This is a genomic window from Parablastomonas sp. CN1-191, assembly GCF_049354825.1.
Lineage (GTDB): Bacteria > Pseudomonadota > Alphaproteobacteria > Sphingomonadales > Sphingomonadaceae > Novosphingobium.
Window position 1 is genome coordinate 2,610,762 of record NZ_CP186480.1, and the last position, 24,264, is coordinate 2,635,025.

At 66.1% G+C, this 24,264-nt stretch carries 18 protein-coding genes and 2 pseudogenes; 8 read left to right on the forward strand and 12 right to left on the reverse strand.

Annotated features, from left to right (window positions below):
• Positions 1–836 precede the first annotated feature (836 nt).
• A pseudogene (locus ACOYW6_RS12990) lies at positions 837–1,579 on the forward strand (IS6 family transposase).
• Positions 1,580–1,951: 372 nt separating this feature from the next.
• Positions 1,952–2,688: pseudogene (locus ACOYW6_RS12995) on the forward strand (IS6 family transposase).
• Between the two features lie 92 nt (positions 2,689–2,780).
• Here the strand turns inward: ACOYW6_RS12995 and ACOYW6_RS13000 are convergent.
• Positions 2,781–3,257: an MFS transporter gene (locus ACOYW6_RS13000; protein WP_423141724.1), complete on the reverse strand. Its 477-nt coding sequence runs from the start codon at positions 3,255–3,257 to the stop codon at positions 2,781–2,783.
• Between the two features lie 623 nt (positions 3,258–3,880).
• Here ACOYW6_RS13000 and ACOYW6_RS13005 point away from each other — a divergent pair.
• Positions 3,881–4,231, forward strand: a complete 351-nt coding sequence (locus tag ACOYW6_RS13005) for a hypothetical protein (RefSeq protein ID WP_423141725.1) — start codon at positions 3,881–3,883, stop codon at positions 4,229–4,231.
• On the opposite strand, the gene ACOYW6_RS13010 is transcribed toward ACOYW6_RS13005, so the two are convergent.
• From ACOYW6_RS13010 to ACOYW6_RS13050, 9 genes are all read right to left on the reverse strand, one after another.
• Positions 4,228–5,232: a hypothetical protein gene (locus ACOYW6_RS13010; protein ID WP_423141726.1), complete on the reverse strand. Its 1,005-nt coding sequence runs from the start codon at positions 5,230–5,232 to the stop codon at positions 4,228–4,230. The two genes, ACOYW6_RS13005 and ACOYW6_RS13010, sit on opposite strands and share 4 nt — an antisense overlap.
• On the reverse strand, positions 5,229–7,733 hold the full coding sequence (locus tag ACOYW6_RS13015) for a fimbrial biogenesis outer membrane usher protein (RefSeq protein WP_423141727.1): 2,505 nt from the start codon (positions 7,731–7,733) through the stop codon (positions 5,229–5,231). Before ACOYW6_RS13015 ends, ACOYW6_RS13010 begins: the two co-directional genes overlap by 4 nt.
• A 3-nt stretch (positions 7,734–7,736) precedes the next feature.
• On the reverse strand, positions 7,737–8,486 hold the full coding sequence (locus ACOYW6_RS13020; protein ID WP_423141728.1) for a fimbrial biogenesis chaperone: 750 nt from the start codon (positions 8,484–8,486) through the stop codon (positions 7,737–7,739).
• A 59-nt stretch (positions 8,487–8,545) separates the two neighbouring features.
• Entirely contained in the window at positions 8,546–9,151 is a 606-nt protein-coding gene (locus ACOYW6_RS13025) for a hypothetical protein (RefSeq protein WP_423141729.1), read from the reverse strand.
• Between the two features lie 93 nt (positions 9,152–9,244).
• Complete coding sequence (locus tag ACOYW6_RS13030; RefSeq protein WP_423141730.1) at positions 9,245–9,853, reverse strand: hypothetical protein; 609 nt, start codon at positions 9,851–9,853, stop codon at positions 9,245–9,247.
• Positions 9,854–10,037: 184 nt separating this feature from the next.
• Entirely contained in the window at positions 10,038–10,661 is a 624-nt protein-coding gene (locus ACOYW6_RS13035) for a response regulator (protein WP_423141731.1), read from the reverse strand.
• A gap of 40 nt (positions 10,662–10,701) precedes the next feature.
• Positions 10,702–10,989 (reverse strand): Hpt domain-containing protein, encoded by a 288-nt coding sequence (locus ACOYW6_RS13040; protein ID WP_423141732.1) that lies wholly within the window; start codon positions 10,987–10,989, stop codon positions 10,702–10,704.
• 204 nt (positions 10,990–11,193) lie between these two features.
• A complete protein-coding gene (locus ACOYW6_RS13045) occupies positions 11,194–12,756 on the reverse strand; it encodes an aldehyde dehydrogenase (NADP(+)) (protein WP_423141733.1) in 1,563 nt (520 codons plus the stop codon).
• Positions 12,757–12,853: 97 nt separating this feature from the next.
• Positions 12,854–15,655 carry a TonB-dependent receptor gene (locus ACOYW6_RS13050; RefSeq protein WP_423141734.1) on the reverse strand — a complete coding sequence of 934 codons (2,802 nt, stop codon included), beginning with the start codon at positions 15,653–15,655 and terminating at the stop codon, positions 12,854–12,856.
• Between the two features lie 262 nt (positions 15,656–15,917).
• On the opposite strand from ACOYW6_RS13050, the gene ACOYW6_RS13055 reads away from it, so the two are divergent.
• Together ACOYW6_RS13055 and ACOYW6_RS13060 are read left to right on the forward strand one after the other, a co-directional pair.
• On the forward strand, positions 15,918–17,228 hold the full coding sequence (locus tag ACOYW6_RS13055; RefSeq protein WP_423141735.1) for an MFS transporter: 1,311 nt from the start codon (positions 15,918–15,920) through the stop codon (positions 17,226–17,228).
• Positions 17,225–19,051, forward strand: coding sequence for a hypothetical protein (locus ACOYW6_RS13060; protein WP_423141736.1), 1,827 nt, complete (start codon positions 17,225–17,227; stop codon positions 19,049–19,051). The genes ACOYW6_RS13055 and ACOYW6_RS13060 overlap by 4 nt, the downstream gene beginning before the upstream one ends.
• A 97-nt stretch (positions 19,052–19,148) precedes the next feature.
• Here ACOYW6_RS13060 and ACOYW6_RS13065 read toward each other — a convergent pair whose 3' ends face one another.
• Together ACOYW6_RS13065 and kdgD are read right to left on the reverse strand one after the other, a co-directional pair.
• Complete coding sequence (locus tag ACOYW6_RS13065) at positions 19,149–20,039, reverse strand: LysR substrate-binding domain-containing protein (protein ID WP_423141737.1); 891 nt, start codon at positions 20,037–20,039, stop codon at positions 19,149–19,151.
• Between the two features lie 18 nt (positions 20,040–20,057).
• Complete coding sequence (gene kdgD / locus ACOYW6_RS13070; protein ID WP_423141738.1) at positions 20,058–20,987, reverse strand: 5-dehydro-4-deoxyglucarate dehydratase; 930 nt, start codon at positions 20,985–20,987, stop codon at positions 20,058–20,060.
• Positions 20,988–21,176: 189 nt separating this feature from the next.
• Here kdgD and ACOYW6_RS13075 point away from each other — a divergent pair, with 189 nt between their 5' ends.
• From ACOYW6_RS13075 to ACOYW6_RS13085, 3 genes are read left to right on the forward strand one after another with little or no spacing between them, the layout of a single operon-like run.
• The gene (locus ACOYW6_RS13075) at positions 21,177–21,503 is read left to right on the forward strand and encodes an MFS transporter (RefSeq protein ID WP_423141739.1); all 327 of its coding nucleotides are present in this window, start codon (positions 21,177–21,179) and stop codon (positions 21,501–21,503) included.
• Entirely contained in the window at positions 21,503–22,903 is a 1,401-nt protein-coding gene (uxaC, locus tag ACOYW6_RS13080) for a glucuronate isomerase (RefSeq protein WP_423141740.1), read from the forward strand. Before ACOYW6_RS13075 ends, uxaC begins: the two co-directional genes overlap by 1 nt.
• Positions 22,900–24,264, forward strand: a complete 1,365-nt coding sequence (locus tag ACOYW6_RS13085) for a mannitol dehydrogenase family protein (RefSeq protein WP_423141741.1) — start codon at positions 22,900–22,902, stop codon at positions 24,262–24,264. Before uxaC ends, ACOYW6_RS13085 begins: the two co-directional genes overlap by 4 nt.

Consider the following 24,264-nt stretch of genomic DNA (forward strand, 5'->3'; position numbering starts at 1 on the left):
AAAGGCTGCAATTAGGGCGAGAAGCGGGCGGTTCGAGCAGATATCGCTGTGCGCGCAGAACGCAGAGTTGCACCCTGCGGCGACTAGGTGAGTTCAATTGACAAGCCAGAACCTCCTGATACTTTTTTGCAAAGTTCGGGACGTCCAAGGGGAATTTCATGCTGCGAAAATCGGGCGGATGGGCGGCGATTACGTTCCTATGGCTTGCCTGTATCCCAACTGCTTCGGCGCAAGACCTGACCAGCACTCAGCTTTTAGAAAAGTTCAATCGGGTCGTACTCGCGGGCAGTCGCGTCGGTTTCTGGGACCGCGGAATATGGATGGGCGATGTCGTTGGCGCTTCAACGACGGGGCCATGCGCAAGTAACTTGATACTCGAGGGCGGTACAAATGGGCGTATTACAGAAACGATAGCATGGGAAGAAATCTCGCTACTGGGAACCAAAGCAGAAGTGGGTGTCACGCTACACGATTCGTGGCGGGACGTAAAGCTGATGAAAAGAGGCTCCGACTTCAAAGAATTCGTAGAGCTAGCTTGGGCCATTTCGAGCGCTTGCTCGCACTGAACATGGCTGTGGTCCCAACGACTAGTGCTATAAGCTGACCAGTCGCAATTGTCTTCTCTGACATGGACCGTATACCTTGAAACTTGTGCTACGCACTGATCCGGATTGCAGCCGATCGTGATGAGTCCGCAAGGGGGTCGTTAGCGGCTGGTCAGGTTCGACGCCTTAGCGTGCCAGAAGCCGCCAGTCCGCAACCCGCCCAATTCCAGAAACTTTCGACTTAACCTGGCGGCTCTGTCAGACCAACGGGGCAGCTGCTAGCATCGCTTGATGCCGCGCAAGTCCCGAGCCAAGCCGCCGAGCCCGTTTCGCAGGTTCAATTCGTCGCCCGAGGTCATCCGCCTCGTTGTGATGATGTACGTTCGCTTTCCGCTGTCGCTGCGGAACGTAGAGGACCTACTATTCGAACGCGGCATCGACGTCTGCCACGAGACGGTAAGGATGTGGTGGAACCGGTTCGGGCCGCTATTCGCCGGCGATATCCGCCGTCAGCGGGTGAGCCGGATGCGCGGCTTCCGACAGTGGCGATGGCACCTCGACGAGATGTACGTGACCCGAAGGGCGGCGAAGCCAACCTCAACGGCGAGATGGTCTACCTGTGGCGCGCAGTGGACCATGAAGGCGAGATCCTCGAGAGCTACATCACAAAGAGCCGCGACAAGGAAGCGGCGCTAAGCTTCATGAAAAAGGCGCTCAAGCGCCACGGATCGCCGGAAAAGATCACCACTGATGGGCTTCGATCGTACCGTGCGGCGATGAACGAGCTCGGCAACGCCGATAAGCAGGAGGTCGGCCGGTGGGCGAACAACCGGGTCGAGAATAGCCACCTGTCGTTTCGGCGACGAGAGCGGGCAATGCTTCGCTTCAGGCGAATGAAGACTCTTCAAAAGTTCGCCAGTGTCCACGCCAACGTCCACAACCACTTCAATCAGGAACGCCACCTCGTCGATCGAGAGACTTACAAGGAACGCCGCTCAGCCGCCTTGGCTGAGTGGCAATCGGTCATGGGGTAGGGGGGGCGTCACCTGGCGACAGCTGCGCCAATCGGAGACTTGTTCGCATTAGACTGACAGCACCCGCGGAGGGTATCGGCGTCGAGGAGGTCCCAGGCGGGTCGGCTCTCTATTGCGGTTCATCTGTCTATTACTAGTGGGCCGGCCATGCGCCGCCTGAGTGCGGCGGGCGGCTGGTCCCTCATTGCCCAAAGCGGCGCTCTGAAATAGGCTGAAATTGATAGGGTCACGGCCCGCAATCGTGGAATCCGGTTCGTGGTCAGTCAGCTGAGCTTCCTCCTTGAATCGTCCGACGCGCCGGGGGAGCTGCTTCCCGGGCTCTGTCAGAGCAAATGCACCGCTCGTTAGGAGCTGACGCGTAGGGCAGGGTGCATGCCCCGCAAACGCAAGCCCGACAGCCCATTCCGCTGCTTCAACTCGTCCCCCGAGGTGATCCGCCTCGTGGTGATGGTGTACGTGAAGTATCCTCTCAGCCTGCGGAACGTTGAGGATCTGCTGTTTGAGCGCGGCATCGACATCTGCCACGAGACGGTAAGGATGTGGTGGAACAGGTTCGGCCCACATTTCGCTGGCGATATCCGCCGCCAGCGCGTGAGCCGGATGAAAGGCTTCCGGCAGTGGCGCTGGCATCTTGATGAGATGTACGTGACCCGAAGGGCAGCGAAGCCAAGCTCAATGGCGAGATGGTCTACTTGTGGCGCGCGGTCGATCAGGAAGGCGAAATCCTCGAGAGCTTCGTGACCAGGAAGCGGGACAAGGCCGCGGCACTCAGCTTCATGAAACGCGCGCTAAAGCGCTACGGATCACCCGAAGCGATCACCACCGATGGCCTGCGTTCCTACGGCGCAGCGATGACCGAGCTGGGCAACAGAGAGAAGCGCGAGGTGGCGCGCTGGGCCAACAACCGGGTGGAGAATAGCCACCTGCCATTCCGACTACGGGAGCGGGCGATGCTGAGGTTCCGACAAATGAAGTCGCGTCAGAAGTTCGCCAGCGTCCACGCCAACGTCCACAACCACTTCAACCAGGAACGCCACCTCGCCGACCGAGAGACGTACAAGGCCCGCCGCTCAGCCGCCCTGGCTGAGTGGCAATCGCTTATGGCCTGACGTCACGCTGCCGTAGCGATAGCTCCGCCAATCGGAGACAAGTTCGCATTAGACTGACAGCACCTCGGTCAACAATCCTGTGATGACCCTGTTTAGTGGCCGGCTTGGGCGCGCGGCGCGCGAGCCCTGTGGCCGATCGCGGACTTAGAACCCTTCCCGCGCGTGAAAACAAATACCATTATGAAGCTGATTGCCGCCGCAGCGGTGAGCCAAAGCCCAGGCGCGGCCTTATTTCCGGTCGCGCCGATCAGGTAAGTCGAAATCGCGGGGGTGAAGCCGCCGAATACGGCGGTGGCGAGGCTGTAGGCGAGAGAAAATCCCGTTGTGCGTACGTGCTTGGGCATGATCTCCGTCAAATGCACGATCATCGCCCCATTGTAGCCCGCATAAATCGCCGCCAGCCACAGGTCGACCGCGATCAACCGGCCTAGTGATGGCTCTGCAACCATCCATTGTAGGGCTGGATAGCCGGTCAGCACTGCCAAGCCTGCGCATGTAAGCAGGATCGGCACGCGGCCAATCCGGTCCGATAACGCGCCGGCAACCGGCAGCAAGATGAAGTTCGTCACGCCAACCAAGAGCGTCACAAACATAGACTTGGCAGGGGGGTGGTGATGATGGGCGCCGACGCCCACGTTCCCTCCCGCTCGCAACTGCTCGGCGACGCTGCCGGCCCCGAGACGAAGGACGCCTACTCGCTCGAGAAGCACGTTCCCGCTGACGCTTCGCCCACCTTCCTTTGCGCCGCCGGGGATGATCGCGTCGTGTCGCCGGTGAACAGCCTAGATTTCTACCGGAGCCTGTGGCGGGCCGGCGTCAAGGCAGAGCTCCATATGTTCCAGAAGCCACGGCTTCGTCAGCGTGCTCCCCGCCTCGGAGCCGGCCTCGAGTTGGGCCGGAGCTGTTCGCGAAATTCGCGCGGCACAACGGCTTCTGGTAGGGGGACGGCGCTCGGTCGGACCACCGAAATACGGCTTGGCCAGCGTCGATCCGCAGACCTTCCTGCGCACGCCCGAAGGAGAGCGCGGCCGTTTTGGGCGCGATCGCGCGCGCGAATGCGGTCGAGTGAGGCGCACACGGCGCCACGCGCGGCATACGTCGTGGCGGGGCGCTCCGGCTCCGCTGCCCCCATTGACGAGGGCGGTTGGGGGCACGCATAACCGTGCCTCCGATCCCGTCGCCGGAGGAACCGATGAAGTCCGCATTCTGCTTCGCCGCGGCTGTCGCATTGGCTTTTCCGGCGCATGCGCAAGCTCATCAGGCCGTCGTTCAGTCGGTTACCGTATCAGGCATTGTCTTGAGCGCATGCCGGGCCGGGCAATCGCAGGTGCTGTTCCAGGAAGGCCGGACGATTCGGCTCGAAACCGGGGGAATATGCCGAAACCAGCTTGGCTACGAGGTCAGCCTTTCCCGCTCGGCGGCGCTTGCGGGCGCAACGATCTATCTCGACGGGCGATTGGTAGCCGGTTCGCAGGAGGCACACGGTGCCGCCGCTGGCGCCGCTGTGGGCACTCTCGGCCTCAAGATTTCTCCCAGGCTTTAGGGCGCGCCGCAGACCGCGCCGTTTTGCGGCGCGAACAGCGGGGTCAACGTCACGGTCAGCGCATCCTGGTAATTGGGCGCCGGCAAGCGGCCAATGCCGCCTTCCTGCAACGTCACGCTAAGCGGGATCCGGATGCCCTGGTTGGGCGCGGTGCCGTCTAGACCGGCGCGCGAGCACACCTGGGTCACCGCCGCCGTATTCGCGGCGTCGCGGGACTGGCCCAGGAACGATGCACGGTATTTCATCGCCTGGGCGGCAAGCGCGGGATTGCCGCCCGGATATGTCAGCCGGTAGCCGTTCTGCGATCGCATCTCGACCGAATAAGGCCCCGAGCTGGCCACCCGGATATAGCCGGTCTTGGTGCCGGGGTCGGTGGCGACCTGCACGTCGGATTTGAGCCCGACTTCTCCGAAATCGAGCGCCGGGCCCACATAGCTGGCCTGCAAGGCACTCAGGACGTTGACGTTGATCTGGATTGCGCCGGTCAGCTTGGCAGGGGTGACCACGTCCGTCATGCCGCCGGTGCCGAGGCAGACGTACTGGATGTCGAACTTGATCGGATCGCCGGCCGACAAGTTGACGTTGGCGGGCACCGTCACGACCAGGTTGAACGGCGTCGACTGATCGGGCGCAGAAGCACCGCCGAACCGGTAATAAATCTCCCCCGCGGCGATTGAACCGTTGATCGGATGGCCGCCCGTCGCGCCGTCGGTATAAACCACGCTGGTACCGTTATAGACGACGTCGTAGCGCGGCGATCCGACCGGCGTGGTCAGCACGAAGTTGACCGACTGCGTCTTGGCGCCGCCGCTGGCGTAGCGGGTCAGGGTCAGCGGCACGGTGATCTGCGTCAGCCCGCTGGCGGCGAACGGATCGTAGGTGATCGATGTGGCAGCCTGGGCCTGCCCGGTCACCCCGCAGGCGACGGCCCAGGCGCGGCCCGAGGAGAGCAGGACTGCGCCCGCGATCAGCAACGCGGCGGCACTGGAAAGAGTTCTCATCGCTTTGAATCACCTGTCGAGGGCTTGAGGTCGCCTGTGCGAAGCACACCTTCGGTTGCGGCCGGCACGTCAAGAATGAAGCTGCTTCTAAGGTCGTCGACCATGTCGATCCGCCACTTCCCGGGTGCGAGCCCGGCAGCGCCGAACCGTCCGTCGCGGTTCGTGAAGACGCTGACCGGAGCGCGGTCGGGATGGGCCAGTTCAGTGGCAGTGCCCGTCATCAGCGCGATCGGATCGCCATCGCGATTGACCAGGCGGCCGATCGCGGTGACGCCGTATTGCGAGCCGACCTGGAGCACGTAGCCGCTGCGGTAGGGGGGATAGAGGCGGAACGAGCCCTGGCCGAGATCCACCCCGCTGGGCGCGGCCGGCACGTCGACCGCAATGGTCCGTTCCGAATAGGCGCTCAGTCCCGGCTGGATCGCGGTGCCCAGAATGCCCGTGCGCGCGGTCGTGCCCACCGCCGAAGGATCGACATCGATCGATGCTCCTTTGAGGGAGCGGTGACCGCGCACGATCGCGAAGCTGTCGTAGATCGGCCGTCCGATCGAGAACGCCCCGTCAGCGAACGCCAGCGACGAGGCCGCCCGTAGCGTGGTGCGCTGGCCGAGCGAGCGGCCGAACACGTTCTCGAACGTGCCGAAGTGGCTAAGACCCAGTTCGGCGCGATTGGTGTAGAGATTGCCCGCAACGTTGACGCCCGAGCCGAAATCGCTGTGCTCGACATCGGCGGTGACATTGTATGCTCCGATCCCTTGCCCGCGCAGAGTGTTGTAGGACAGCTGCGTGCGATTGAACCGGGTGTCGTAATCTGCCCGTGCGTTGGAATAGGCGCCAAGCCGCAAGGTTGCCGAGAATAGGGCCGAGATCCCGCGCCCAAGGCTGTCGCGCTGCCAGCGCACGTCTCCGGTCAGGTTGATACGGTCGCCCGCCCGCCAGCCCAGCGTTCCCCGCGCGTTCGAGAAATCGCGCTGGCCGCCGCGACCGCGCGAAAAGCGCCCATCGAGTCCTCCGTAAAGGCGATCGGAGAAGGCATGCGAATAGCCGCCGCCGGCTTCCCAGGCGAACGGATTGGACGGCAAGCGCGTTCCAAGGACGCCGAACTGCGCGCTCCGCCGTTCGGCGAACAGGTTAAGCGCATCGGCCTGGCCGCCGCCGCGCTGGATCAGGCGCTGGAAGGTGATCAGCGTGGCGCTTCCCCAGCCATAGTCCTTGATGTTCGATCCCGACAGGTTGGCCCCGAACGTGCCGAACCCGGTCGACCATACCGCCTCGACCCCTGCCATGCGCGATCGGCCATCGCCCTGGCCATTGGCGCCCAGTGTCAGCGCCTCGCTGATGCCGCGGCGAATATAGCCGGTGACCGCGCCGTCACCCGAATAGCGCAGGCCGCTTGCCCCGGTCAGTGCGTTGACCCCTGCATAAAGGCCGAACTCGGCCAGTCCTTTGCCGAGCTGCGACTGATCGAGGAAGACATTGAAGCGCACCATTTCGCTGCGCCCCGCGTCGTCGAGGATCGACAGCCGCACGTCGTTCGCGCCTTGGGCGAAGGGAAAATCGCGCAAGTCGTAGTTGCCGGGATCGAGCCGCAGGCGGCGCACGACCTGGCCGTTGACCTGGACTTCGACCGTCGCCGGCCGGTCGAGCCGGAACGTGCGGCCACCGCGCGGACGCGCAATTGTTTGCGGCTGGAGCGTGCTGTAGGAGCGGAACAGCGACACCCCGGCAAGCTGCGGCCCGCCCTGGAAGCCGCGCCCGACCGGCTCGAGATCGCCGGCGGTGAAGCGTATTACGTGGTTCTGGTCATCGAACACGGCCCGGCTGCCGAGGCGCTGGAACCGTGCGCCCGCGGCGCCCGGCTGCCAGATCGCCTCGCTCTGGAACACGGTGCCGAGCACCCGCGCGGCGCCGTCGAGATACATCGTCGGCGACTGGAAACCGCCGTCTCCGTACAGGTAATCGAGATTGGCGCGGATGTTGACGTAGGCGCTGACGGTCGCCGGGACGACGAACGTGCCAACCCGTTCGCGGTCGAGCGGGGTTACTTGCAGCGCCCGGCTGGCGCGCCGCTCGCTGGCGATCACAAGGTCGAGCGCAAGTTCCTGCGGGTTGTAGCGGATCTGGATTCCGGCCCTGGCGAAAGCATCGGCCGGGATTGCCTGATCTCCGGGAAAACTCCCCCGCAACGTGCGCAGGACATCCGCGCTGACCACGGAGGCGAGGATATCGAGAAGCCGGTCGGCGGGAAACGAAACCTTGTCCTGCGTATCGATGGTGACCGCGATGTCGCCCAGGTAGGCGGCGCCGTCGCGCGCCGGTACGGTCAGGACGACGGTACGCTTGCCCGGATTGAGGCGCCCGGCGGCGTCACCGGGTGCGCGCTCCAGCGTTATGCGGCGCTCCAGCGGCTGCGTGACGCCGCCCGGCTGGGCCAGCGCGGGCGTGCCCAGCAGCACCAGCGCGGCCGCGCCCGACCGCAGATATGCACCCCCCCGCGCCACGCATCACCCCTCGGGCGTGAATTGCACGTCGAGGGTTCCGGCCGCGCTGGGCAATTCGACGGGCACGGTGACCTTGCGGGTCTGGCCCGCGCCGATCAGCCCGTAGCCGATGATCTGCTGCACTTCCGGCCCGGCAAGCGAACGGCGAAAGATTTCCTTGCCGGCGGCGTCGCGCTCGATGATCCGCATCCGTCCCTGGGACAGGAAACCGTGCGTATTCGACGGGTTGCTGACTGTTAGGGAGACGACCGGCTTGCCCGCGTCGGAGGTGACGATCGCTGCCTGGTCGACCTTGATTGCCGGCTTGCCGCCTTGCGGGGCGATGCTGACAAGGACCTGGAAATTGTACAGCACCTGGACGCTGGCATCGCCTTCGGCCCGTTTCACCGGCAACTGCGCGACCGTGACGTAGTAATGCTTGCTGGTCGCCAGCTGCGGATCGCCGACGTACTGAACGCGGAACGACTGGGTCTGGCCGGGCTGGATCAGCGCCTGGGGCGGAAAGATCAGCAGATCGTCGGTTTCCTTGCCCGATGGACGCATCGTTCCGTCCGCCATGACAATTTGCTCGGCACGCAGTTCAACGGCGAGCGGGGCGGCGAAGGTGTTGGTCACGGTGATGACCTGCGTCATTCCGCGGCCCTGCGTCTGGAGGTCGAGCACCACCGGCTGCACCGTCATCGCCAGCGCGGCGCTTACCTGAGTGCAGGCCAGCAGGACGGCGGCGAAAGCCTTGCTCAGGAACGAATTCACGCTGTCTCTCCCACGGTTCAGGCTGACGCCTATGCCGCAAATGGTTGAACTTATGAAAACTAAAGCGCCGGGCTGACCGTGACCGTGAGGGTATCGGTGTACGTGCCTGCCACCATCGTGCCGGATCCGATGTACGCCGGGGCGCTGACGCGCAGGTAGGACCCGGTTACGTTAGTCGATGCCGCGCCAAGGCGCAGGCCCTGGGTCAGGCTGGCAGTGCCTGCGAACGAGCAGGCACCGCCGCTGGTCAGGGCCGACGCATCGCAGCTGGCCTGCGCAGTCGTGCCGTCTGAGGCGACCAGCTTGAGCTCGACGCTATAGGCAGCGCGGTTGACATACCCGCTTGGCGCGTCGGCTGAGGCGGCAAGGCCGCCGTTGGCCGAGATCACCGCCACGCGGGCCGGGCCGGTGCAGTTGAGCCGGAAGGCGAAATCGTTCGAGAAACCGAGACGATCGAAATCGTCCTTGGCGAACGTGCCGGTCGGGGCGCCGGCGTCGGCGAAGCCGCAGCTGCCACCGACCGATGCGGTGACCGGTATCGTCAGAACCAGCGGCGACCCGCCTGCATAGACCGTTCCCGCGGTGTCGGCATAGGCAACCTGGGCGACCCCGCCGCAAAGCACGGCTGCCACGCACATTATGAGGAAACGCAGTGTGGCTGCCACCGGGAAAAGTCCTTCGAGCGGGCGCGCTGGGCAAAAAAATTGCGGGGTTGAGGGGTTCGTCGGCCCTCAACCCCGCGCCTTCCGTCCATGGGACTAGACGGTCGGTTGGATCGTCACGGTGACGGTGCTGGTGTAGCTGCCCGAGGCGAGCAGGCTGGTGGCGCCGGCTTCAGAAGCCAGGTTGTAGATGCTGACTTCGACATTGTCGGCCGAGCCGCCGGCAATGCGTTCGCCCAGGGCGGCAGTCTTCGCGGTCGTGTCCGTCAGGGTCGAGTAGGTCACGGTCTTGTACGCGCCCGAAGCGGCCTTGACCTTGATCTGCGCGGTGTAGTCGATGTCGTTCGAGTAGCCGGCACCCGGATCGGTGGCCCCGCCGGTGTTGAGCTTCGTTGCGCTGACGCCCACCGTCGGGTTGGCCGAGGTGCAGACGATGCGGGCGTTGACCTTGATGCCGTCGGCGGCGGTTGCCGCACCGGCCAGGGTCGAACGCAGCGTGCCGTCGGCAGCGTCGAGGCGCTTGAGGTCGATCGTGCCGGTGTAGGCCTGGTTCTCGACCGTGCCGCCCGGGGCGATGACCGAGCAGCGGGCGCCGACGGTGCCGGTCACGTTGATCGTGCCGGTAACGTCGCCGGTGGCGGCCAGAGCCGGGGTCGCGATCAGAGCCGAAGTGGCGATCAAGGTGGAAATGATGGTCTTGGTCATGGTCGAATTCCCCTGTTTGCGAATGGTGCTGACTGAAAAACTGGTGAAACAGCATTTCGCAGGGAGGACACATTCGAACAATTGCACCACTCGCAAGAAGTGCATCAACGACCGTCATAAGAGCGGCTATATCTATCGATATACAGCGGGTCCGAAGCGCGCCGGTTCCCGGTGGCTCGAGGCGTTAATTGACCGCCTTGGCAGCAGCGAATGCGAGTTCCATGCGGCTCGAAACGCCCATCTTTTCAAATATATTGTGAAGGTGAACCTTTATGGTACCCTCACCGATGCCAAGTTCGTCCGCGATCTCGCGGTTCTTCAGTCCCTGCAGGACCAGTCCCACCACCGATCGCTCGCGCCTGCTGAGCTTGTCGAGCGGACCTTGCGATTCGGGATTGAGGCTCAGCTCCATGACCCGTTGCAGCACGTCGTGGTCGATCCAGCGTTTGCCCTCGGCCACGCAAGCCAGGCAGGTCAGCAGGTTCTGCGGCGCCGTCGCCTTGACCACCAGTCCGTTCACGCCCAGCTGCAAAGCCTCATAGACCTTGCGATCGGACATGCTCCCGGTGAGTAGAACGACGGGGCGCTTGTCGCCGCGTTCACGCAAGATCCGCAGCACGTCGAGCCCGCTACGCTCCGGCATTTCGAAATCGAGGACAAGGATATCCGGCCGCTTGGAGGGCAATTCCTCCAGCGCCAGCCGCCCGCTCGAGACCGCGGCCACCACGGCGAACTCCGATCCGGCGAGGAGCGCCTTGATTCCAGCGAGAGTCAGCGGATCATCTTCGGCAAGCAGGAGCGTGGTCATCACGGTGCGATAGCAAGCAATCGATTAAGTTTCGACGAAATCATCGCCTTTCCAACGCGGCATCAATCTCGGCCAGCAGCCTGTCGATCTCCATCGTGGGGTCATGCCGGGCGCCGTCGTCGCGCACGGCCTTCTGCAGGGCGGCCGCCTGCTGGCTCAACCGTGGAAAGCCAAACACCCCCGCGCTCCCGGCCATCCGATGAGCCATGTCGTGCAGCGCAGCCCTGTCGGGGCCGCGCTTCGCGGCAACGAGGTCGTCGCGCTCCGCCTCCAGGCGTATCAGGAACTTGGCCTTCAAGGCGCCGATCGCGAGTTCGAATTCATCCATTTCCACTGCGGCCCTGTGTCATGGAGGTCCGGCGCCAGGCCCGGTTCGGCGCGGCGGAGCGCTTGTCGGTCATCACACATGAGCGTGATGACGCTTCCTGCCATCTGCGCAAGTCCCGGCTTTGGTCAGAATGGAGAGTCCAGCGCGCCGTGTCAGCCCGGGAAGGAAGCAGTCAGGGCTCGTCGACGGCGCTTGCAACGCGGACTATTCGCCGCGGATTTGCGGGACCGACCACGGATTTTCGTCGCGCAGCGGCGCCGGCAGGAGCGCCTGATCGAAGTCCTGGTAAGCGACCGGGCGAAGAAACCGCCGCATTGCCAGCGTTCCTACCGATGAGCTGCGTCCGTCCGACGTCGCCGGGAAGGGGCCGCCGTGGACCATGGCGGGCGCCACTTCGACGCCAGTCGGCCAACCATTTGCCAAGAGCCGTCCGGCCCGCGCTGCCAGGAGCGGCAAAATCGCCGCTGCGTCGGCGGCATCGCCGGGTTCATGGTGGATCGTCGCGGTGAGCTGGCCTTCAAGCGCGCCGATGACCCGCTCAAGTTGGGAGCGACTGGCACATCGCACGACGAGCGAACTCGCCCCGAAGACTTCATGACCGAGCGCGGCGTCGGCAAGGAAGTGATCGGCATCGGTCGTAAACAGCGCCGCAGGGACGCAGTTTTCATCCGCTGGAGCGCCTGAGGCCGCGCGCGTTGCCGCGCTGGCTTCGAGCCTGGCGACGCCGCTCAGATAGGCATCGCGGATAGCCGGCGTCAGCATCGTTGCTGCCGGCGCGTCCTGGAGGGCGGCGGCTGCTGCGCCCAGGAAGGCATCCAATCCGTCGTCGCCTATCACCAGGACCAGGCCCGGATTGGTACAGAACTGCCCCGCACCGAGCGTTAACGACCCGACAAACGCAGTCCCCAGCGCGGCGCCTCGAGCCGCCAGCGCGCGGGGGAGGACGACCACCGGATTGATACTCGACATTTCGGCATAGACCGGGATCGGTTCGGGGCGCGCGGTCGCGAGGGCGACCAGCGCCAACCCGCCGCCGCGCGACCCGGTGAAACCTACTGCCTTGATCCGCGGATCGGTGACCAGCGCCGCGCCAAGCGCGTTGCCGCGCCCGGGTAAGTAAGAGAATACCCCTTCGGGCAACCCTTTTGCCGCCACCGCGCCGCGCAGGGCCCGCGCAACCCGCTCGCCGGTACCTGGATGCGCCGGATGGCCCTTGAAAACGACCGGGCACCCGGCCGCAAATGCCGCCGCGGTGTCACCGCCGGCAACCGAGAAGGCGAGCGGAAAGTTCGACGCGCCGAACACCGCGACCGGTCCCAGCGGCACGTTCATGCGCCTGATGTCGGGCCGCGGCGGCGTCCGGTCAGGCAGCGCGGGATCGATCACCGCGTCGAGCCAGCGCCCGCGGCGCACTTCGGCCGCGAACATCCCCAACTGGTTCACCGTGCGCACCCGCTCGCCTTCGAGCCGCGCGCGCGGCAGGCCGCTTTCGGCCATCGCGGTGACGATCAGGTCATCGCCGATCGCCAGGATCGCTTCGCCGGCGGCTTCCAGAAACGCGGCGCGCTCGCTCGGCGCCAGCGCCGCGAACGCCGCGCTGGCGCTGTTGGCCAGCGCGCAGGCGGCATCGACGTGGTCCTGGTCCGCTTCGCTGACTGGCGGCCCGATCGGCTCGCCGCTTGCCGCCGCGATCGCGCGGAAGGTCGCGGCGGTGCGCACATCGCGTCCGCCGATCAGAATACTGCCGTCGATCGCACTGCCGGTCACTGCGGGGTTCCTTGAAACAAGAAACCCGCGCCCGGGCGAGGGAAGAAGCCCGGACGCGGGTGCCGCCTTTCGGCGGCGAGAGTGGAGGAGGGTTTCGTCAGAACGTGAACTTGGCCCCGAAGTTGAACTGCCGGCCGCTGTGGGTCAGCACGTTCAGGCGGTTGGTCTCGTCCACGAACTGGTCGTTCTTGGCGTCGGTCAGGTTGATGCCCTCAAGGCTGAACTTGAGGTGGTCTGAGACCGTGTACGAGATCTGCGCATCGACGTTGATGGTCTTGTTGGTGCCGTTGTAGGCGTTGCCTTCGGTGCCCGGCACCGCGGTCAGGTAACGTGAGCGGTATGCGACGGAGCCGCGCACCGACAGCTTGCTGTCCTCGTAATAAAGCGTGCCGTTGGCCGCGTACTTGGACAGGCCGACCAGCGGCGCGACGGTGAAGGTGCTGCCGTTGGCGGCGGTCAGGTACTTGATGTTGGAATCGACGTAGGTGAAGTTCGCCAGCACCCCGAAGTTCGACAGCCCTTCGCCCAGGAAACCGAACGGCTGCTGGATGTTGACTTCAAAGCCCTTGAGCTTGCCGCCGTCCGAATTGACCGGCTGGCTGACGATGAAGACATCGGTCGGCGACGCGGTCGTCCCTGCCAGCAGCGATGCCGGCAGGCCCAGGTCTGCAAACGGGACCGATACGCTGAGCGTCTGCACGAATGAGCCGATGTCCTTGTAGAAGCCGGCCAGCGAATAGATGGCGCCGCGCGTCGGATACCACTCGATCGAAGCGTCGAAGTTGGTCGACTTGGTCGGCATCAGGTCGGGGTTGCCCGAGCTGAAAGCGCGGTTGCCGCCCGAGACGCTGAGGTTGCCGCCCGGCGCGATTGACGAGATGCCGGCACGCGCCAGCGTCTTGGCCGCGGCCAGGCGCACCAGCAGGTTGTCCCTGACGTCGAACACCAGGTTCCCGGACGGCAGCCAGTTGTCGTACGTGCGCTGCGCGGTCACCAGGTTGATGGTGCTGCCCTGGCTGGCATAGCCGCTGGAATCCTGCTTCGTGCGGACCCAGCGCACGCCGAAGTCGCCGCGCACCGGTACACCGGCGTCCCTGAGGTTGAATTCTGTCATGCCCCAGGCGCCCAGGTCGCGCTCGGTCACCGTCACGAACGATCCGCGCGCGCTGGCGTTCTCGATCCCGCCGGTTGCGTAGAGCGGGTTCGAATAGATGCCGTAGAGCGCGGCGAACTTGTCGAGGTCGGGGATGACCCAGCCGGTCGGCGTGCCGGCCGGCACGTTCAGGCCGCGGCCAAAGCCGGTGAACTGCGTGACGGCGGCGGCGATCTGCGCCGGGGTCAACGTCTGGACCACGGTTTCGCCGGAAAGGCGGCGATGCTCGGTCGAATTGTAGAAGAACTTGCGCCAGTCGAGCCCGGCCTTGACCTTCACCGCGTCGCTGGCGGTGAATTCGAGGAATCCCTTGGCGGTCTTGAAGGTATTGTCCACCGTCTGAGGCCGGATGCGGACTTCCGATGTGCCGTTGTTGAAGGCGAAAGTGGCCGGGTTCGAAATGTCGACGCCGGGCGAGATCAACGGGAAGCGGGTGCTGAAATCATACTTGAAGCCGTTGGTGTTGGCGGCATCGAGCGTGACCGTGGTCTGCACCGGGTTGCGGAACGCCGAATTGGAATAGCCCGCCAGCCCGACGAAGCGCAGCTTGTCGCCCAGCTTTTGCTCGAGATTGGCGGTCACTTCGTAAAAATCCGTCACCAGCCGGTCGAACCGCGACTGGACGCGCAGGTCAACCGCGTCGAACGTGCCGCTGATGATGTTGTTATCGGCGTCGACCACGCCGGTGCGGATGATCGACTGCGGCTTGCCGGTACCCGAGCGGCTGAAGCCGATCGCCTGGAACTGCGCTTCCCTGCGCGTCCCGTCGAGCCGGGAATAGAGCCCATCGAGCGAGATCAGCGTGCTGTCGGTGGGGCGGAACTGCAGCGACCCGGCAGCGCCCAGCCGCTTCTGGTTGATGTCGTAGCTGACCAGGCCGGGAATGCGCGGGTGGAACAGCGCGGTGTCCGGGTTGGTGTTGTTGATCTGCGCGATCGTGTAGCCCGGCAGCGTCGAGGCAGCGTTGAACCCGCCGTTGAAGCCGCCGTAGGTCCAGCGCGTGATGTTCGCGCCCTCTTCGATCAGGCGGCGTTCCTCATAGCTGATCGACAGCAGCGCGCCGAAGCGGCCGTCTGCCGTCGTCGTCGAGACCAGGCCAGACAGCCGGGGCGTAACCTTTCGGGCAAGGTCGTTGTAGCTGCCCTGGACCGAGAAGGTGGCGGTCGGCTTCTTGAAGTCGAACGGGCGGGTAATCGTCAGGTCGACCGTGGCGCCCAGCGAACCTTCCTCGACGTCGGCGGTCGCGGTCTTGCGCACCGCCAGGTTGCTGAACAGGTCAGATGAGAAGATGTTGAAGTCGAAACCGCGGCCGCGGTTGACGCCGCCCGAATTGTCGGTGCCGCCAGTGGTCCCGATGGCTTCCATGCCGTTGACGCGGACGCGGGTGTATTCGGGGCCGAGGCCGCGCACCGATATGCTGCGCCCTTCGCCGTTGACGCGGCTGATGGCCACGCCGGGAATACGCTGCAGCGATTCGGCCAGGTTGAGGTCGGGAAACTCGGCGATGTCCTCGGCCTTGATGGCGTCGATCGCGGCGGTGTTGTTGCGCTTGATCGCTAGCGCGCTGGTCAGGCTCTGGCGAAAGCCGGTGACGACGATACCAGGCTGGTCGGCGCTGTCCTGCGAGGCGGGGGCGGGATCGGCGGGCGGCGCGTCCTGCGCCAGCGCCGGCATCGCGGCCAGGGCCGAGGCCGCAACGCCGACGGCAAGCATGGCCTTGAACGGCGGGAATACGGAAATGGTCATCGTCAGGTCCCCTCTATCCCGGCTGCACCGGTGTCAGTGTTCAGCCGACTAGACCTGCCGCTCCGGCCAAGGCCAACCTCAATACGGCATCGATCGATGCAGCCGCTGCACCGATCGCGCGTGCATCCCGGTAATCCGGCATCGATCGAGCCACGTCTTGGCTCGATCATGCCGCTCTTGGTCTTGGACCCGCCACGGCGCACAGGCTAGTCAGGCAGTGAAGCGACGGCCGGATAGGCCGCGGGCAACGAGAGGACAGGCGATGCAGACCGGCCCGAAGCCGACCAGGGTGCGCTATCGCATCATCGCACTGATTTTCCTCATCACCACGCTCAATTACGCCGATCGCGCCACGTTCTCGATCGCCGGCAGCGCCGCCAGTGCCGAGCTTGGCATGGGCGCGGTGCAGACCGGGTTCATCCTCTCCGCCTTCGCCTGGGCCTATACGCTGGCGCAGATTCCCGGCGGTGCGCTGCTCGACCGGTTCGGGACCAAGACGATCTATGCCGGCGCCATCGCGGTGTGGTCGCTGTTCACGGCCTCGCAGGGGTTGGTCGGACTGATCGCCGGGCTCAACGCGGTGGCGACGCTGTTCGCGCTGCGCTTTCTGGTCGGGCTGGCCGAAGCGCCGTCGTTCCCGGGCAATGCCCGCCTGGTCGCGGCCTGGTTTCCAACCCGCGAGCGAGGCACCGCTTCGGCCATCTTCAACAGCGCACAGTACTTCTCGCTGGTCGCCTTTGCGCCGCTGATGGGCTGGCTGGTCCACGATTTCGGCTGGCGATCGGTATTCTGGGCGATGGGAGCGATCGGCATCGCCGCGGCGGCGATCTTCGCCCTGTTCATCCACGGGCCTGATCGCCACCCGGCCATCAATGACGCCGAGCTGGCGCTGATCCGCGACGGCGGCGGCGAAGTGACCATGGAAACGGTCCAGGACAAGACGCCGGGCTTCACCTGGCCGAACGTGCGCCTGCTGCTGACGAGCCGGATGATGCTGGGCATCTACCTGGGGCAATACTGCATCAACGTGCTGACGTATTTCTTCGTCACCTGGTTCCCCATCTACCTGGTCAAGGACCGCGGCCTCAACATCATGGAGGCAGGCTTCGCGGCGGCAATTCCGGCGATGGCGGGGTTCCTCGGCGGGCTGATCGGCGGGTTCTGGTCCGATCGCATCCTGGCTCGCGGCGGCACCCTCGACCGGGCGCGCAAGCTGCCGCTGGTCGCAGGGATGCTGCTGGCAACGGCGATCCTGGGCTGCGTGTGGATCGATTCGCAAGTCCTGGTCATCGCGGTCATGAGCCTGGCGTTCTTCGGCAAGGGCATCGCCTCGCTCGGCTGGGCGGTGATGGCGGATGTCGCGCCAAAGCGGCTTGCGGGACTGTCAGGCGGGGTTTTCAACATGTTCGGAAACGCGGCCGGGATCGTCACCCCGATCGTGGTCGGCGTTATCGTCGCGGCGACTGGCTCGTTCGACTTCGCGCTCGCGTTCGTCGCGCTCCACTGCCTGGTGACGATAGCGGCTTACACGCTGGTCGTCGGGCCCCTGCGCCGTCTGGAGCTGCCGCTGTGAAGCCGACCCGGCGCCAGCTCCTGGCGGGCGGCGCCGCGCTTGCCGCAAGCCCGGCACTTGCCCGGGCGGCGACTGCGCCCGTCACCATCACCACACCCATGGCGGCGCCGCCTTGGGCGCTGCTTCAACGGCGCCTGCTGGCGGCGAACCTGGCCGCTTGCGAGGCGTATTACGCCCAGTACACCGGCGCCGGTGACGAACTGCGATGCTTCGCCCGCTGGGGCGCCAACGACGGCCCCGACGATGCGGCCGAGTTCACGAATGATTGGGTCCTGATCCACGCTCTGGGCGGATCGGACCGCTTGCTGACCCTGTCGCAACGCTACTGGGAAGGCCACCTGCGCCAGTACACCCGTGCCCGCACGATCGAGGTTCCGATTGCGCGCCACGGCATGTATTTCCGCGAATTCCCCGTCCAAATGGATTGGCAGCACAACGCCGAGGGGCTCACCACCTTCAACGTCATGGGCCTGAGCGCGCCGCACGATCCGCGCCTGCACTTGCGCACGCGGCGGTTTGCCGATTTCTACACCGGTCGCGATCCATCGACCGGGAACTACGATCCCAAGCACCGCATCATCCGCAGCCTGCTTAACGGCAGCCGCGGCCCGATGCTGCGCGCCGCCACCCCCCTCGACTGGGCGGGCGATCCGTTCGACGCCCGGCCTTTCAAGCTCGAGCACGGCGAAGACAACTACGCGCAGTTCCTGGCGCACTATGCCGAATACACCGATGTCGTCGGCGACAATCCACTCAACCTCCAGTCGACGACGCTCGGCCTCAACGCCTACGCACTGGGGCTTGGCGACCGGTTTAGAACCTGGGTCCTCGACTACCTGGGGGCCTGGGCGGAGCGCGCCGGCGCCAACGGGAACATCCTGCCCAGCCGGATCGGTCTTGACGGCCGAACCGCGCCGGACTGGTGGAGCGGTGTCTACGGCTGGAATTTCGCGCCGATCGTCCCCCAGACCGGCCTGCGCGAATATCGCAACCGCGTGCCGCGTTCGATCACGGCATTCCTGGGCGGCCTGGTGTTAAGCGGCGACATGGAATTCGCGAAGCTGTGGCGGCGCCAGAACGCGGCCATCAACGCCGCGGCACGCAGCGTGGACGGCAAGCTTCAAGCCCCGACAATGCACGGTCCGCAAGGTTGGTACGGCTGGAAGGACGGGCCCTATCGTACCAACGGTTTCGAGATCTGGTACGCGACGCAGGATCCCGCCGACCGCGCCGCGGCCGGCGACCATCCCTGGCTCGATTTCCTGGAAGGTCGCAACCCCGGTTATGCCGAGCAGGTCCTCCAAGCCGACCTGGCGCAAGTCGCTGCGCGCGACGCGGCGCGCCGCGGCGATACCTCGACCGCGCAGACCAGGCTTGCCGACTATACGCTCGATTTCAATCCCGCGAGCGCCAATGCGCTGGTCCAGACAATGACCGGCGGCCTGCACATTGCCCGCCCGCCATGGTCGCCCACAAGCCCGCCGCAGGGCGGAGTGCCGCTGCACAGCCGGCTGCGCTGGTTCGATCCGGTTCGGCGCCGTGCCGGTGTGCCCGAGGATATCGCCGTCCTGGTGACCGCGCTCGGCGATCGCAGCACGGCCGTAACCGTGGTCAATACCGGCCCGGTCAACTGCAGCGTGGTGGTTCGCGGCGGCGCTTACGGCGAACACCGGATCGACGCGGTCGAAATCGATGGCCGGCACCGTCCGGTTGGCGGGCGCGACCTTACCTTGCGGCTGGCGCCGCGTTCGGGAGCAAAGCTGGTCCTGGCGATGACGCGTTATGCCAACCGGCCGACGTTGTCGTTCCCGTGGGACTTTTAAGGGTACAGTCGGCGGGCACGTCCGGCGCGATCGGGGGCAGGGCGGGGCCGGAGCGGACCGCGTCGACGGATGCCGGCCAGGACCGCGCGCTGCACGGTCATGCCGCAATGGATTCCAGGCACAGGCGGCGCATCGGTTCGAGCGCCGGGTTGGTGTTGTCGCGCCGCCACGCGGCATGAAGTTCGACCGGACGCTCGGGCACGGTGGTGAACTGGCGAAACTGAATATCGTCGGGGTGCAGCCCGGTGGCCGACTGGGGGACGATGGCCGCGGCCAGCCCGGCCCGCACCAGGCCCAGCATCGAGTGGATCTGGGTTACGTGCTGAACGAACTGCGGCGCCGCGGCAGCTTCGTCGAACAGGCGAACCAGCATATCGTGGAAGTAGCCCGCGCCGTGGCGCGCGTACATGACCAGCAGCCGGCCATCGAGGTCGGCGGGTTCCAGCGCCGCGCGCGATTGCAGGTCGTCGCCGGCGGGCAGCGCGACGACCAGGCTCTCCGTCAGCATCAGGGCGGTGTCGAATTCGCTGCGCGCGATCGGCGGGCGGACGAAGCCGATGTCGATGAGCCCGGTCAGCAGCGCGTCGACCTGCTCGCCCGTGACCATTTCACGCAGCTCAAGCTCTATGTTGGGAAGCGCCGCGCGCGCCGCTGCCACGATCTGCGGTATCAGCGAATAGCCCGAAACCGCCGTAAACCCGATCGCCACTTTCCCGGCATCGCCCTTGGCGACCCGGCGCGCGGACAGCTGCGCGCTTTCCGCCAGCCGCACGATGCGGCGCGCCTCGATCAGGAAGACTCGCCCTGCCGGTGTCAGCGCCACGTTGCGGCTGGTGCGTTCAAGCAGGGTGACGTCGAGGATCCGCTCGAGCAGCTGGATCTGGCGGCTGAGCGGCGACTGCGTCATGTTGAGTCGCTGCGCCGCGCGCCCGAAATGGAGTTCTTCGGCGGCGGCGACGAAGCAGCGGAGCTGGCTGAGTTCGAACATGGCGCCAGCCTAGACCGGTCAGGCCGCGGCAGCGAGGGCCCTGGGCGCAACCCGTTCGACAAGCGTGCGCAGCTCGGCATGCTCGGCCTCGGTCATCGACGTCAGCGGCGATCGCACCGGCCCGGCATCGCGGCCCACGACCGTGCAGCCGGCCTTGACGATCGAAACGGCGTAGCCTGCCGAGCGGTTTCGCAGCGCGATGTACGGCAGCACGAAATCGCGCAATTGCTTGAGCACTTCGGCGCGATCATCGGCCCGCACCGCCTTGTAAAAGGCCAGCGCCCATTCGGGGATGAAGTTGAAGATCGCCGACGAGTACGTCGTCACGCCCATGGTCAGGTACGGCACGGCGAACGTCTCGGCAGTGGGAAGGCCGCCGATATAGGTCAGCCGGTCGCCCATGCGGGCGTAGATGCGGGTCATCAGCTCGATGTCGCCGATCCCGTCCTTGTAGCCGACCAGGTTGGAGTTGCGCTCGCACAGGCGGGCCAGGGTCTCATCGGTGACGACGGCTTTGTCGCGATTATAGACGATCACGCCCTTGCCGGTCGCGCGGCAGACCGCCTCGATGTGCGCGGCCAGGCCTTCCTGGGTCGAGTTGACCAGGTACGGCGGCAGCAGCAGCAGGCCATCGGCGCCCGCGGCCTCGGCATCGCGGGCGATCCCGACCGCAATCGCGGTGCCGTAGCCGCACCCCGAGATGACGGGCACCTTGCCGTTCGTTTCGGCCACAGCGGCCCGTACAACAGTGTCAACCTCGCCCGGGGTGAGCGAAAAGAACTCGCCCGTGCCGCCGGCGGCGAACAGGCCGGCCAGATCGTGCTCCAGCATCCAGGCACAATGCGCGCGATAGCGATCTTCGGCGAAATTGCCGTCGGCATGAAAATGCGTGACGGGGAACGACAGCAGACCGCCGCCCAGTTGCCGTGCCATGTCCCGCGGATCCATCTTCTCGCCCTTTCCCGATCGTCTTTGTCGGCACCGGCTTAGACGGCGGGGCGGAACGGGTCCAAACCAAAGGCGCGGTCGATCGATGCGCGGATTGGCTCGATCAAGAAGCCCCGCGCGGCGGCCAAATGGCGGCGTCATGCGTTCAAGGATGATGACTGACACGATCGAGGACCTGGGGCGCTGTGCATGGCCGGGCCGGCCTGCATCGGCCTGGTCGGGTCGCCCTACCTGGCGATCGCGCTGTTCTGCGTCGGCGGCTTCGCTCACCAGATGCTCAACGGTGCGCTCATCACGCTGTGCTCCGACCTGTTCGACAAGCGCGCCGTGGGAACCGCCAGCGGCATGGCGGGCAGCATCGCATGGATCGGCGGGATGCTGTTTACGCTGCTGATCGGAAAGAGCGCGGATGTGATCGGTTATAATCCCCTGTTCGTCGCCCTCGCAGCGCTGGACATCATCGGTGCTGCGGTGCTGTGGTCGCTGCTGCGCCACCAGAAAGAGCCGAACGCCTGATGCCCCGTCCGCTGACCCTGCACCCCGACCGCATGTTTCCCGCCGATACGAACGTGCGCGGCATCGCCCGCGCGCTGTATGCCGAGGTGAAGGACCTGCCGATCGTGAGCCCGCACGGCCACACCGATCCGTCGTGGTTCGCTGGCAACGCCTCGTTCGGGAATGCCACCGACTTGTTGCTCGTGCCCGATCACTACGTGTTCCGGATGCTCTATTCGCAAGGCGTGCCGATCGAGGCGCTGGGCGTGCGCAACCCGGCCGCGGACCCGCGCGAGGCGTGGCGCCTGTTCGCGGAGCGCTATCACCTGTTCCGCGGCACCCCGTCGCGCTTCTGGCTCGACTGGGTCTTTGCCGAGGCATTCGGGATCGACGTGCTGCTGGGCGCCGACACCGCCGACCGCTACTTCGACACGATCACCGCCGCGCTGGCCACCGATGCCTTCCGCCCCCGCGCGCTGTTCGAACGCTTCGGGATCGAGGTCATCGCCACCACCGAGAGCCCGCTGGACAACCTCGAACACCACCAGGCGATCCGCGCCAGCGGCTGGGGCGGGCGGGTGGTGACGGCCTATCGGCCCGACCCGGTCGTCGACCCGGAGTTCGAGGGCTTCGGCGCCAACCTTGCGCGCCTTGCCGAGCTGACGGGCGAGGATACCGCGAGCTGGCACGGCTACCTGGCCGCGCACCGCAAGCGCCGCGCCTTCTTCAAGTCGATGGGCGCGACCAGCACCGATCACGGCCATCCGACCGCGCTGACGGCAGACTTGCCGCCTGCGGAGGCCGAGGCCCTGTTCGCGCGCGTCGCCGCCGGCCCGGTCAGCGCCGCCGAGGCCGAACTGTTCCGCGCCCAGATGCTGACCGAGATGGCGGCGATGAGCTTGGACGACGGACTGGTCATGCAGCTGCACCCCGGCTCGTTCCGCAATCACAACGCCGCGGTGTTCGAGCGGTTCGGACGCGACAAGGGTGCCGACATCCCGACGCGGACCGATTACGTCCACGCGCTCAAGCCGCTGCTCGACCGCTTCGGGAACGCGCGCGATTTCACGCTGATCCTCTTCACGCTGGACGAATCGAGCTATGCGCGCGAGCTGGCTCCGCTGGCCGGGCACTATCCCTGCCTGCGCCTAGGCCCCGCGTGGTGGTTCCACGACAGCCCCGAAGGCATGCGCCGCTTCCGCCGCATGACGACCGAGACGGCCGGGTTCTACAATACCGTCGGCTTCAACGACGACACCCGGGCGTTCCTGTCCATCCCGGCCCGCCACGACCTGGCCCGCCGGATCGATTGCGGCTTCCTGGCCGAGCTGGTCGCCGAGCACCGGATCGAAGACTGGGAAGCCGCGGAGGTCGCGCGTGCGCTGGCCTATGACCTGGTCAAGCAGGCCTACAAGCTGTGAGGCTTTGCGAGGGGACGCTGCCGCAAGTGCCAGAAGCGGCCGAGCGGTTCGCCTACGACCGGCGCGCGCAGGCTGCGGGCATCGTCCACTTCGGCATCGGCGCGTTCCACCGCGCGCACCAGGCCTGGTACACCGACCGGGCGATGGACGGCGGGGACGAGGGCTGGGCCATCGTCGGCGTGTCGCTGCGTTCACCCGGGGTCGGCGAGCAGATGAACCCACAGGATGGCCTCTACACCGTGACCGAGCGCGATGCCGGCGGCGACCGAACCCGCGTGATCGGCGCGGTGCAGCGCGTGCTGGTGGCCGCGGCCGACCCGGACGCGGTGATCGCCGCAGTCGCCGCGCGCCAGACCCGCATCGTAAGCTTCACCGTCACCGAAAAAGGATACTGCCGCGCTGCCGACGGCTCGCTCGATCCGGCGCTGGCAGGCTCGGGCAGCCTCTATCGCTTCGTGGCGGCGGGCCTGCGCCGCCGCCATGACGCTGGCCTGCCTGGCCTGACGCTGCTCAGCTGCGACAACCTGGCCGACAACGGGCGCCGTCTCGAAGCGCTGATGCAGGAGTACCTCGACCGCCACGATCCGGCCCTGCGCGGCTGGTTCGACAGTGCCTGCACGTGTCCGGCGACGATGATCGACCGGATCGTTCCGGCCACGACCGACAAGGATCGCGCCGCGCTGACCGACGCGCTCGGCGGCCTGCGCGACGAAGCCGCGGTGGTGACCGAGCCGTTCAGCCAATGGGTGATCGAGGACCGCTTCGCCGGGCCGCGCCCGGGCTGGGAGCGCGTCGGCGCCGAACTGGTCGGCGATGTGTCCCCCTATGAAAACGCCAAGCTGCGGATGCTCAACGGCGCGCACTCGGCGCTTGCCTATCTCGGCCTGCGCAAGGGCTACACGTTCGTCCACGAGGCCGTCGCCGACCCGGAGCTGGGGACGCTGATAACGGACCTCATGCTGCGCGAGGCGGCCCCCACGCTGAACCCGGCACCGGGCCAGGACTTGGCGGCCTATGCCCGGGCGCTGGTGGAGCGCTTCGGCAACCCCGCGCTCCACCACCGCCTGATCCAGATCGCCATGGACGGCAGCCAGAAGATCCCCCAGCGCTGGCTGGCGACCCTGGCCGACAATCAGGCGCAAGGCCGCGCCTGTCCGGCCCTGCTGCGGGCACTGGGCGCCTGGCTGGACCACCTGCGCGGCGCCAACGGCCCGGTCGACGATCCGCGCGCTGAGGAGCTGGCGGCGCTGGCACAGACGCTCGACCGCGCCGCGTTCGCCGACGCCTTGTTCGGGCCCGGCGGCCTGTTTGCCGCCAGTTGGACGATGACGCCGGCCGACCGCGCCGTGCTGGCCGCCTGA

Excerpts from the sequence above, each read along its gene's own strand:
- ACOYW6_RS13005 (WP_423141725.1), top strand. The coding sequence starts at position 3,881 with ATGAAGTCCGCATTCTGCTTCGCCGCGGCTGTCGCATTGGCTTTTCCG.
- ACOYW6_RS13010 (WP_423141726.1), bottom strand. The coding sequence starts at position 5,232 with ATGAGAACTCTTTCCAGTGCCGCCGCGTTGCTGATCGCGGGCGCAGTC.
- ACOYW6_RS13030 (WP_423141730.1), bottom strand. The coding sequence starts at position 9,853 with ATGACCAAGACCATCATTTCCACCTTGATCGCCACTTCGGCTCTGATC.
- ACOYW6_RS13035 (WP_423141731.1), bottom strand. The coding sequence starts at position 10,661 with ATGACCACGCTCCTGCTTGCCGAAGATGATCCGCTGACTCTCGCTGGA.
- ACOYW6_RS13040 (WP_423141732.1), bottom strand. The coding sequence starts at position 10,989 with ATGGATGAATTCGAACTCGCGATCGGCGCCTTGAAGGCCAAGTTCCTG.
- ACOYW6_RS13050 (WP_423141734.1), bottom strand. The coding sequence starts at position 15,655 with ATGACCATTTCCGTATTCCCGCCGTTCAAGGCCATGCTTGCCGTCGGC.
- ACOYW6_RS13055 (WP_423141735.1), top strand. The coding sequence starts at position 15,918 with ATGCAGACCGGCCCGAAGCCGACCAGGGTGCGCTATCGCATCATCGCA.
- ACOYW6_RS13065 (WP_423141737.1), bottom strand. The coding sequence starts at position 20,039 with ATGTTCGAACTCAGCCAGCTCCGCTGCTTCGTCGCCGCCGCCGAAGAA.
- kdgD (WP_423141738.1), bottom strand. The coding sequence starts at position 20,987 with ATGGATCCGCGGGACATGGCACGGCAACTGGGCGGCGGTCTGCTGTCG.
- ACOYW6_RS13075 (WP_423141739.1), top strand. The coding sequence starts at position 21,177 with ATGGCCGGGCCGGCCTGCATCGGCCTGGTCGGGTCGCCCTACCTGGCG.
- uxaC (WP_423141740.1), top strand. The coding sequence starts at position 21,503 with ATGCCCCGTCCGCTGACCCTGCACCCCGACCGCATGTTTCCCGCCGAT.